The 12,083-nt window shown below is 57.6% G+C and carries 6 protein-coding genes; all 6 read left to right on the forward strand.

All coding sequences use genetic code 11. The features are described 5' to 3' along the window. Positions 1 to 60: 60 nt before the first annotated feature. Complete coding sequence (locus OA56_RS02905; protein ID WP_461583351.1) at positions 61 to 357, forward strand: hypothetical protein; 297 nt, start codon at positions 61 to 63, stop codon at positions 355 to 357. Next, on the forward strand, positions 354 to 1,901 hold the full coding sequence (locus OA56_RS02910) for a site-specific integrase (RefSeq protein ID WP_461583352.1): 1,548 nt from the start codon (positions 354 to 356) through the stop codon (positions 1,899 to 1,901). The genes OA56_RS02905 and OA56_RS02910 overlap by 4 nt, the downstream gene beginning before the upstream one ends. Then, positions 1,894 to 3,924, forward strand: a complete 2,031-nt coding sequence (locus OA56_RS02915; RefSeq protein WP_461583353.1) for an integrase — start codon at positions 1,894 to 1,896, stop codon at positions 3,922 to 3,924. The genes OA56_RS02910 and OA56_RS02915 overlap by 8 nt, the downstream gene beginning before the upstream one ends. Before the next feature lie 529 nt (positions 3,925 to 4,453). Continuing rightward, the gene (locus tag OA56_RS02920; protein ID WP_461583354.1) at positions 4,454 to 7,378 is read left to right on the forward strand and encodes an ATP-dependent helicase; all 2,925 of its coding nucleotides are present in this window, start codon (positions 4,454 to 4,456) and stop codon (positions 7,376 to 7,378) included. Further along, positions 7,375 to 9,198: a site-specific DNA-methyltransferase gene (locus tag OA56_RS02925; protein WP_461583355.1), complete on the forward strand. Its 1,824-nt coding sequence runs from the start codon at positions 7,375 to 7,377 to the stop codon at positions 9,196 to 9,198. The genes OA56_RS02920 and OA56_RS02925 overlap by 4 nt, the downstream gene beginning before the upstream one ends. Further along, a complete protein-coding gene (locus OA56_RS02930; RefSeq protein WP_461583356.1) occupies positions 9,188 to 11,896 on the forward strand; it encodes a TnsA endonuclease N-terminal domain-containing protein in 2,709 nt (902 codons plus the stop codon). The genes OA56_RS02925 and OA56_RS02930 overlap by 11 nt, the downstream gene beginning before the upstream one ends. Positions 11,897 to 12,083: the final 187 nt, after the last annotated feature.

Below are 12,083 nucleotides of genomic sequence, written 5' to 3' on the forward strand. Positions count from 1 at the left end.
GGATCAATGCAATCGTCCGGGACCTGACACCTATTCGTTGCAAGCCGCACAGGGCAACCCATGACCTTGTCAGCCGTTGGGAAATTGTTTAAAGAGTTGCGCGAGAGGTGTCCGTCATTGCCCAAAGAATTGTCTGCACATGTTTTGCGACATACCTGGAACGATGTTTTTTCAAGGGAGATGGAAAGGAAAGGTGTGGCGCCCGAGAACGAGCGTCAGATACGCAGCTATTTGATGGGCTGGTCACCTACATCAGATACGGCTGCAGTTTATACCCGCCGCTATGTGCGCAATAAGGCCAAAGAGATTTCTCTCGGACTGCAAGAGAAGCTCGTGGGCGGAGGAAAAGGGCGATGAATAAGCTGGCGAAGGTACCCGCTGGTTGGCATGCTGCTACCGAATTGCCTGTGCTGGCGAGGACTCGATCCGGTATCGAGTTCGACCCGCGCGCGGATAGGTGGGCCTATGGGGAGAGCACATACAACACAAGCCTAGATTTCTCTAGTTTGCGAGGGGTGGGAAGGGATTTCATAAAGTCCGCAAAGCTTACATTGCTTTGGTATGCGGAGAACATGTCTCAGCCGCACCTGGTAAATATGTTTATGCGATTAGCGCACTTTCTTCGTTTTATTGAAGGCAAGCGTGTCGCACCGTTAACCGAAATAACAGCTGCTGACCTCATTAACTACAGGGCCACACTCACCGACGCTACGTCTTGGTACTTTGGCAGCCTCGCCGGCCTGTTAAAGAAATGGCACGGTCTCGGATACCCAGGAGTAACTGATGATGCCATTATGCTGCTGAGGCAGTTGCGCACCAAGGGTAATCGCAAGGGCGAAGCGGTGCTGACGCATGATCCGATGCATGGTCCTTATACCGACATTGAGTTGCAGTCCATTCAGGCTGCTCTGGACAGGGCCTATGCAGAGGGCGGGATAGACCGCGAGGCTTATTTGCTGGCCTACTTGTTTATGCTGCTTGGGCAACGTGCAGTGCAGTATGCTGCATTGAAAGTGTGTGACGTTGCGGTGACGACTGCCCAAGATGGTACGTCCATTTATACGCTGCGTGTCCCACGTGCTAAGCAGCGTAACAAGCTATCGCGGACAGAATTCAAAGACCGTCTTCTCACCCCCAAAATCGGGGAACTGTTGGTGCAGCACGCCAATGAGATCCGTGCAGCGTTTCATGGTCGACTACCTGACGCATCGTACGCGCCTTTGTTTCCTGCAAAACAGGCTCGCGCCCGCGTGCCAAAAGGGTTTGAGTTCCATCGGACTTCACAATCACTCGCCGATTCCCTGGAAAGAACCCTCAATAAACTGAGGGTAATGTCAGAGCGTACGGGGCAGCCTCTCCATATCACCGCCACGCGTTTCCGTCGCACTGTAGCCACGAGAGCCGCCATGGAGGGCCACGGCGAGCTGATCATTGCCGAATTGTTGGACCATACGGATACCCAAAACGTTGGGGTCTACATCGAGGCGCGGCCAGAGATCGTGGAGCGTATCGATCGGGCGATGGCTATGCATCTGGCACCGATGGCCCAGGCCTTTGCGGGAGTCATCATTGACGATGAATCCAAGGCGACACGAGCTGGCGACCCTTCCAGCCGGATCTGTGATCCAAGATTCGACCCCTCAATGAAACCTATGGGGAGTTGCGGCAAACATGGCTTCTGCGGCTTCTTGGCACCGATTGCCTGTTACACGTGTGTAAGTTTCCAGCCGTGGCTGGATGGTCCTCACGAGGCTGTACTCGATTACTTGATTGCCGAGCGTGAGCGTCTTGCATCACAAACCGATTTGCGCATTGCTTCGGTGAATGACCGAACCATCCTGGCCGTCGCCGAAGTGGTAAGACTATGCGAGGAGAGGCGCAAGGAAATGGCCAATGAGTAACATCGTCCTGTTCACGCCGAAGGCTGAGCTCGATGCTGCTGCAAACCTGCGCGGTTTTATCGACATGTGCCGCCGCAACCTCATGATCTTTGGGGCAGATTTCCCATTTGAAAGCAATGTGTGGGACTTGAGTGATTCTGTGACGCTTAAGGGACAGCCCAACAAGCGGGTGTGCATCAACTTCTCGAACATGGCTACTGTTGGTAACAAGGCTCCAAGCATGATGCAGGAGCCTTTTCTGTCTTTCGCGAAGGCCTACTTCCGGTACATGTACGGGATGCGCCCAACCAAGACGGTTTACAACAGAATGGCTGCGCTTCGAGCCATTGAAGCGGCTTTATCAGAGAAAGGGACGAGCCCAGATCCCGTCCACATCGATTCGCATATGCTCAACCGTGCCGCCCAGATAGTCGTCGAACATTTCAGCAATGGAGCAGCCTATCGGGTAGGTCAACAGATTGAAATGGTGGCCAGGTTTATGTCCGAGAACCGCCTCACTGCCATTCCTCTTCGCTGGTGCAATCCCATTGGGCGCCCCAATAGTGCCATACGGGTTGGCAAGGAATTCGATGAGCGGCGCGTAAAAAAGTTGCCTTCTCAAGCGGCATTAGACGCGCTACCCCGCATATTTAGACTGGTTACCGAGCCATCCGACGTGATTACGATCTCGATTGCTGCGATCCTGCTGGCCGCACCAGACCGCATCAGCGAGGTTCTTACCCTTCCTGAAGCTTGCGAAGTTCGCGAGCGCAGAAAAGGAAAAGAGGAAGCCTATGGTCTACGCTGGTGGCCAGCAAAGGGCGCCAAGCCAATGGTCAAGTGGTTGGTGCCCTCCATGGCGTCCGTTGTGGAGGAAGCATTACGGAAAATACGAGCCGTGACCGAAGAGGCACGGCGTATTGCCAAGTGGTATGAGCAGAATCCAGATCGGATTTACCTGGCCGCCGATGTGGCGCACATGCGTGGTCAGGAATGGTTGTCGATGGCGGATATTGCAGAGATCATCGGGTTCGGTGACAAATCATCAGCAAACACTTGGTGCAAGGCGGTGGGCGTCAAGACTGAACAGCGCGAGGGGAGAGGAATCTACGCCAGGTTCGCAGATGTGGAGTCTGCTGTGCTCGGCATGCTGCCCAGTGGGTTCCCTATCCTTGACCAGGCAACTGGTCTGAAGTACAGCGAGGCGTTGTTCGTAGTGCGGCGTAACGAGCTTGGAGTACAGCGTGGTACGTATCGGTGCATGATCGAGCCGGTTGGCATCAACCAAATAAATTCGCGCCTGGGCAGCCGCGCGACATTTGGTTACCAGTCGATTTTCAGCAAATTTGGCTTTACGGAACCTGACGGTAGCCCAATCAAGGTTACCACCCATCAGTTCCGGCATTACCTGAATACCCTTGCACAGGCCGGTGGGCTCAGTCAGCTGGATATTGCAAAGTGGTCGGGTCGCCGAGATGTCAGGCAGAACGAAGCATACGACCACGTAACTCCAGATCAGATGCTCCAGAAAATACGCGATGCTGTCGGAGGCGATGATATGTTCGGCCCACTGGCAGAGCTTCCAAAAAAGGTTTTGATCCGCAGGGACGAGTTTGCTCGGCTGGTAGTGCCGACCGCACATACAACTGATCTTGGCTACTGCATTCACGATTACACGGCCTCACCCTGTCAGCTGCACATGGACTGTATTCATTGTCAGGAACTGGTGTGCGTGAAAGGCGATGCAGAGAAAGAGGCCGTGCTGCGCCGGCGCCTCGATGAGGCCAGAGAATTGATGAACAAAGCCGAGGCAGCAACCCACGAAGGTTACTCAGGGAGCGACCGCTGGCTTGACCACCATCGTTCGACAGTCGAACGTTTGTCGCAGCTGTGCGCGATTATGGACGATCCCAATGTGCCGGGCGGTGCGATGATCCAGTTGGCGCCCCCTAAGATGCTGGGCCGTATCGAACAGGCAGGCAGCGACCGTTTGTTACGGCGGGATGATGGGCGGGCTCGTTTGCCTACTGGTGCCGCCAAATAGTTGAGAGGGGACTTAAAATGGTTAGCCGGAGTAGAAAAACCAAGACTCGCAGGGGTAAGAACCTTACTGATGAGGCAATTGAGCAGATCGTCAGGATTCTCGATGGCTGGAGCGGAAAGTTGACTTGGGAAGCATTAATCGACGCAATTTTGCTCAGGCTCCATTGTAGGTACACTAGGCAGGCCTTGTATAAGCATGAGCGTATTAGGGCAGCCTATGCACTCAGAAAGGCATCGCTGAGAGGAGCAAGCGGAGATGATGCTCACCCAGGATCAGGGCCGCTCGCCGATGCCATGGCGCGTATTGCCAGGCTAGAGGCTGAAAACAAACGTTTGGAATATGAGAATCAGCGCTTGCTGGAGCAGTTTGTCGTATGGGCTTACAACGCTCACACGCGCGGACTCGACAAGGACTTTTTGAGCCAGCCGCTGCCGGCCGTGAATAGAGGGCAGACTTTGTCTCATGGAGAGGTGAAGGCAAGAAGCAAGATGTAGCATATGAGGACAAGATCTTGAGAGGTGGCCAAAAAATGACCAACAACGCAGCCGCTCTCCAATCCAAGGCCAACCCACAGCAGCTCGAGGCCATCCTCGCTACCGATGGCCCGGTGCTCATCATCGCGGGCCCCGGGTCGGGGAAGACCTTCACGCTCGTCGAGCGGATCGTCTACCTGATCACGCACAAGGGCGTCGCGCCCGAGTCGCTCTTCGTCGTCACCTTCACGGACAAGGCCGCGCGCGAGCTGACGACCCGCATCTCCAATCGGCTGAGCGATCTGGGTATCAAGTTCAACCTGAACGAGATGTACCTGGGCACGTTCCACTCCATCTGCCTGCGGCTGCTGGAGGACTTCCGCGAGTTCACCCGCCTCAAGCGCAGCTTCACGCTGTTCGACCAGTTCGACCAGCAGTACTTCCTCTACCAGCACATCAAGGACTTCCGCGAGCTGCCCGACGCCCAGCTCATCATGGGCGACGACCAGACGGGCCGCTGGGCACAGTCGGAGAACCTGCTCAAGTGGGTCAACAAGGTCAGCGAAGAGGCGCTCGACGCCACCACGTTGGCAGCGGCCCCAGAGCCGGAGATCCGTGCGCTGGCGGCGTGCTTTGCCAAGTACCAGGAGCTGCTGCACGAGCACAACGCGCTGGACTTCTCCGGCATCCAGTACGAGGCCCTGCAACTGCTGGAAAAGCGCCCCGAGGTTCTGGCGCAGCTGCGCGACAAGCTCACCTACCTGATGGTGGACGAGTACCAGGACACCAACACCATTCAGGAGCGCATCCTCCTGCTGCTCGCCGGCGAGCGCCGCAATCTGTGCGTGGTGGGCGACGACGACCAGGGCTTGTATCGCTTTCGCGGGGCCACCATCCGCAACATCCTGGAGTTCCCTGCGCTGTTCGACGACGGCCAGTGCAAGCAGGTCAAGTTGACCGTCAACTATCGCTCGCACCCGGACATCATCCGCTTCTACAACGAGTGGATGAAAGAGCAGGCATGGGACGACGGAACGCGCGTCTTCCGTTTCGCCAAGCAGATCGTCCCACGCGACGACGTCTTCCCCGACGTGCCGACGGTGGTGCGGTTGGCGGCCAGTGACGACAAGGACGACACCACCAACTGGCACGCCGAGGTGCTGGCCTTCCTCAAGGGCCTGAAAGCGTCCGGCAAGCTGGCGGACTGGAACCAGGTCGCCTTCCTGTTCCGCTCGGTGAAGAACGACAAGGTGGTGGCGCTCGCGCGCTTCCTCGAAGCGCAGGGTGTGCCCGTGTTCTCCCCCCGCTCGAACATGTTTTTCGAGCGCGAGGAGATCCGCCTGATGATCGGCGCGCTGATCTTCCTGTTCCCGCAGTTCCCCAAGGTGCGGGCGTGGGCCGAAGGCGTGCATCTGGACATCTGGGACTACTACGACCACCACTGCTTCAAGCCCTTCACGGACGAGCTGCGCAAGCCGGAAAACAAGCCCCTGCTGGATTGGGCCCGCCCGCTGGCCAAGCGCCACGCCGTGCTTGCGCAGAACACCGACTACGCCTTCTCGGGTCTGTTCTACCAACTGCTGCAGTTCCCGCTGTTCTCGCGCTTCCTCTCGGAAGAGGCGATGCAGGGCGTGGACAAGGGCCGCGCCGCGCGCAATCTTGGCACTTTCTCCAAGCTGCTCACCAAGTTCGAGTACCTGCACTACGTCAGCGTGCTCAACCCGGACTTCCTGGAAAAGAACCTCCGTGACCTGTTCAACCAGTTCCTGCGCTTCCTGCAGGAGGGCGGCATCGGCGAGTACGAGGACGAGGCCGAGTACGCGCCCAAGGGTTGCGTCTCGTTCCTGACCATCCACCAGTCCAAGGGGCTGGAGTTCCCGGTGGTGGTGTGCGGCTCGCTGGAGGCGGTGCCGCGCAAGCAGCACGCCGCGCTCGACGAGCTGCTGGAAGATGGCGGGTACTTGTCGAAACCCCGCTTCGAGCCGCTGGAGCACATTAAGCACTTCGATTTCCGGCGGCTGTTCTATACCGCCTTCTCCCGCGCCCAGAACCTGCTAGTGCTGGCCGCGCAGGAGCGCAATGGCCGTGGCCTGGGCAAGTCGCCATCGAAGTATTTCGAGCGCTTGTTCTACGAGCTGCCCAGCTGGCGTGACATCGATCTGTCGGCGCTGACCTTCGAGGCCGTCAAACAGATCAACCTCAAGCGCGAGTACTCGTTCACCTCGCACATCACGGTGTTCGAGAACTGCGCCGAGCAGTACCGTTTTTTCAAGGAGCTGGAGTTCGCGCCCATCCGCGAGAGCCCGATGCTCTTCGGTACTCTGGTGCACCAGACCATCGAGGACATCCACAAGACCGTCCTGCGCGGCGAAGAGCACACCATCACCCTGGACGCCATCCGGGGCTGGTTCTCGGCCAACTACGCGATGCTTTCCAAGAAAGAGCGCGTCTACCTCGCGCCCTCCTCACAGCAGGCGGCGCTACTGCACGTGCTGCGCTACTACGAGCGCGAGAACGGCAACTGGGATCGCATCAAGGAAGCCGAGGTCGAGATTTCGCTGGTCAAGGATCAGTACATCCTCAAGGGCAGCGTCGACCTGATCCGGGGCGAGAACGACACGGTCGAGATCATCGACTTCAAGTCGGAGAAGAAGCCCGACATGGAGAAGGACCGGGAGCGGCTGCGCCAGTACCAGCACCAGCTGGAGGTGTACGCCCACCTGGTGGAAGAGCGCACCGGCCAGAAGGTCAGCCGGATGCATCTGTACTACACCGGCGAGGACGGCGGCAATCCTTACGTCTCCTTCACCAAGGACGACCGCGCCATCGGCAAAACCATCGCGCGGTTCGACGACATCGTGGCGCGCATCGAGCGGCAGGACTATCGGATGGCCGCACGCCCGGCCAAGCTGTGCCAGAACTGCGACATGCGCGCCTACTGCGACAACAAGAACTGGAAATTCAGGAAAAACGACCAATGAGCAAGAACACCCCTGCGCAGGAGTCCCTGCAACTGGCCACGCCCGATGGTGGCACCACCCACGTCGAAAAGTACGAGTTCGAGCCAATCAAGGGCTACCCGATGCTCAACTGGCGCGGCAAGCGCCCGTTCACCTCGACGCAGTATTACCCGGCGCAGTTGAAAGAGGTTCACGGCGAAGAGGTGGACGGCTGGCGCAACAAGATTTACTGGGGCGACAACCTTCAGGTGATGAGCCACTTGCTAAAGGAGTTCAGGGGCAAGGTTGATCTGATTTACATCGACCCACCATTTGATTCGAAAGCAGATTACAAAAAGGTTATTCGAAGAAAAGGGGCTGAAGCCGCAGCAGACCAAAACTCTTTTGAGGAGAAGCAATACTCAGATATGTGGTCTAACGACGAGTATTTGCAGTTCATGTTCGAAAGAATAACTCTTATGAGAGAGCTGCTTTCAGACAGAGGGAGCATTTTTTTGCACGCCGACTGGCACAAGATTCATCACCTGCGATGTATTCTCGATGAGATTTTTGGATCAGATCGCTTTTTGAATGAAATAATCTGGGGCTATGGCGCAGGTGGAAATCCAAGCAAATTTTTCCCGCGGAAGCACGATACTATACTGTGGTATGCGAAAAGTACTAACCATTTCTTTACAAAGGATCTATTTCAGAAAATACTGCGCGTCCCGTATGATGACAGTACACTAGAGACTCACTATAAAAATCGAGACGAACAAGGCAGGCGCTTCCGAGTACAGACCGTTAACGGACGAGATTATGTAACATATGCTGATGATGGAAAACTTGTAACAGATGTTTGGGTAGATATTGGCGCTCAAAATGCTGGCTCCCCGATATCGCCGGAATATACGGGTTTTCCGACACAGAAACCCGAAATGTTGCTAGAAAGAATCGTTTGTGCGGCGAGTGATGCTGGAAGCCTAGTTTTTGACTGCTTCATGGGCTCGGGGACCACACAAGCCGTCGCCATGAAGCTTGGCCGCCGCTTCATCGGCGCAGACATCAACCTCGGCGCGATCCAGACGACCACCAAGCGGCTGATCAAGGTGGCTGAGGAATTGCGCCAGAAGCAGCTCGACCCCGACACGAAGTACTACACTGGCTTCGAGGTTTACAACGTCAACCACTACGACATCTTCCGCAACCCGGTGCAAGCCAAGGAGCTGTTGCTGGAGGCGCTGGAGGTGCAGAAGCTGGAGTTCAGCACCGTATTCGATGGCGAGAAGGACGGGCGCATGATCAAAATCATGCCTGTCAACCGCATTGCTACGCGGGCGGATCTGAACGAGTTGATTGCGGGCTTCGACTACAAGGCCTGGGAGCGCAAGCAGAACGAGAGCCCGAACCGGCCCGTCGAGAAGATCACCCTCGTCTGCATGGGCCACGAGCCAGACCTGGCGGCGCAACTGGAACTGGCCGCCAAGCCCTTCAAGATCGACGTCGAGGTGGTGGACATTCTGCGCGACAAGGCCAATCTGGAGTTCAAGCGCGACTCCGAGGCCAAGGTCGTGGTGAAGAACGGCGAGCTGGTCATCGAGCGCTTCTACCCGATGAACCTGCTGCAAAAGCTCTCCTTGCAGAAGGAGTCGGTCGAGGACTGGAAGGAGCTGGTCGAGTCGGTGCTGATCGACTGGAACTACGACGGCGCGGTGCTGCAGCCGGCCGTGGTGGACATCCCCGGCAAAAACGAGATGGTCAAGGGCACCTACAAGGTGCCGGAGGATGCGGGCACCATCCGCGTCAAGATCACCGACCTGCTGTCGGAGTCCTGGGAAGGGAGCGTGTCCCATGGCGACTAAACGCAAATCTACCTCGGCCAAGGCTGGATCGTCCGGCGCGTCGCTGGACTTCGCCTTCTTTCGCTTTTTGTGGCAGTTCTACCAAGACAACCGAGGGGCGATCCGCTCGCACTACAAGGAGCTGACGCGCAAGTTCCTCGACTTCAACAACCCGGAAAAGAACCCCAAGGCCTTCCTGCGCCAGCCGCAGTTCGAGGCGCTGGAAACCTACGTTTTTCTCAAGGAGTTCCTCGACAACGCCAAGGTCGAGGAGATCTTCAAGGCGTGGTACGAGCGCAGCGGCAAGTTCGAGGGCCGCAAGTTCGGCTCCTTCCTCGGCACCGCCGGTCAGGAGATGTTCCAGTTCGGCGAAACGGACGAGCTGGAACTGGATTCGTACAAGCGGCTGTTCGAGAAGATGCGCAAGAACTCGCGCGCCTACCCGAACTACATCTTCGCGCTGACGATGGGGACGGGCAAAACCATCCTCATGGCCACCTGCATCTTCTACGAGTTCCTGCTGGGCAACAAGTTCGAGAAAGATCCGCGCTACTGCCACAACGCGCTGGTGTTCGCCCCGGACAAGACCGTGCTGCAGTCGCTGAAGGAGATCGAGTCGTTCGACCTGACCCGCGTGGTGCCGCCGGAGTACGTCAACTTCCTCACCACCCACCTGCGCTTCCACTACCTCGAGGAGGCGGGCACCTCACTCGACACGCTGGATCGCTCGCGCTTCAACATCATCGTCTCCAACACGCAGAAGATCATCCTCAAGCGCCAGCGCAAGGAAAAGACCTCCGTCGACAAGCTGTTCGGCGCGACCGGCGAAACCCTGGCCGCCACCGGTGTCTATGCCGAAGCCGCCGACCTCTACAACTTCGACCAGCCGGAAGAGGAAGGCGAGCTGACCACCAACCAGCGCTTTGAGAAACTGCGTCGCTTGGAGCAGCTGGGTATCTACGTGGACGAGGCGCACCACGCCTTCGGCAAGGCGCTGGCCAAGGACATGGGCCTGGGCACCAAGGAAACCGACACCAGCCTGCGCACCACCATCGACATCCTCGCCGCCAGCCTGAACGCGGCGGGCACGCGGGTGGTGGCCTGCTACAACTACACCGGCACGCCCTACGTGGGGCGCGAGGTGTTGCCGGAAGTGGTCTACGCCTACGGCCTGAAGGAAGCCATCGACAAAGGCTTTCTGAAGAAGGTGACGCTGCACGGCTACGCCAACACCCGCTCCGACGAGTTTGTCGACATCGCCATCGAAACCTTCCTGAGGGAAACGGGTGACTTGCGACCGGAAGGGCTGCTTCCCAAGCTGGCCTTCTTTGCAGCCACCATCGACGAGCTGACCGGCGAACTGCGCCCAGCGGTGGAGCGTGCGCTGCTCAAGCACGGCATTCCGACCTCGCGCATCCTGGTCAACGTGGGCGACGACAAGCTCACCACCAACGACGACATCCGCGAGTTCAACCGCCTGGACACCGAAGGATCGGAAAAGCAGTTCATCCTGTTGGTCAACAAGGGCCGAGAAGGCTGGAACTGCCGCTCCCTGTTCGGTGTAGGACTGTTCCGCGAGCCCAAGTCCAAGGTGTTTGTCTTGCAGGCCACGATGCGCTGCCTACGCGCCATCGGCCAGGCCCAGCACACCGGCCACGTCTTCCTCTCAGACGCCAACCTCAACACCCTGAACGACGAGCTGCAGCAGAACTTCCGCATCAGCGCCGACGAGCTGCAAAAGACCGGCAAGGATAAGGTGCGCGTGGAAGTGCGTGTGGTGGAGCCGCCGGTCAAGATCAAGCTGGTTCGCGTGCGTAAGCAGTACCAGATGCGCGAGAAGCAGTTGGTGACCGGGCAAGCGTTGATGCCCGAACGCGCTGACCCGCAGAAGTGGGGGGAGTTGGTCGAGAAGTACCGCCTCATCGAAACCCAGCAGGACGGCCTGACCGCCGCCGACGCGGCGCGCGCTTCTGCAAGTCGCACCTTCGATCTGACGGCGCGCCGGGAAAAGCGGGTGTTCTCGCGGCTATCGCTGGTGGCCGAGGTGTCACGCTATCTCAATCGCAGCCCTTTGGAGATCGAGGATCTACTCGACGCGACCAAGGAAGGTGCCGACGAGCTCGTGGCCATCACCAATGAGTTCAACGAGCTGCTCTACGACGAGATCATCCCGCGCCTGTTCCGCCAGCTCTACGACCTTGACGAGTCGCAACAGACCGAAGAACACGAGGTCGAGCTGATCAAGATGCCCCCGAACGGCTACTACGAGGTGTCGGCGGCGAAGGACAAGATCGTCCGGATGCACGACCCGCAGATCAAGGACGAAGAGCGCGCCAAGAGCTTCCACCTCGACACCTACTGCTTCGACTCCGGCTCGGAGAACTGGCTGTTCTGGGACCTCCTGCGCGAGCAGCGGGTGAAGAAGATCTACTTCACCGGGATGCTGACCCACGGCCAGTCAGACTTCTTCATCCAGTACATCGACCCCGATTCGCGCACCGTGCGCAGCTACTACCCCGACTTCATCTTCCAGCGCGAAGAGCCGGATGGCAGCCTGAAGTACGTGATCGTCGAGGTAAAGGCCGACAACCAGATCGAGGATGCCGTGGTGCAGGCTAAGAAGGACTTCGCCCAGCAGATCGCGGTGGCCAGCGGGATGGAGTACCGAATCCTCAAGTCGTCTGATGCGGACAAGAGGCATTACAGGCTGCTCTTATAGGGTGGGCGGTAGAGCGCCCGAACTGTTCGGTCTCCGAAATACGAGCTGCTAAGCAAAGTTGCCCAAATTGGGCGAAAGTAATGTTTAAACTGTTAACATCAACGCATCAAAGTCATACTTATTTACATTAACGGCATTTTGTGTACTGAGGAGGTCTTGTGGAGACATTTAGAAACAATATATTACA

The sequence above is a fragment of the Tepidiphilus sp. HLB4 genome (assembly GCF_054823945.1).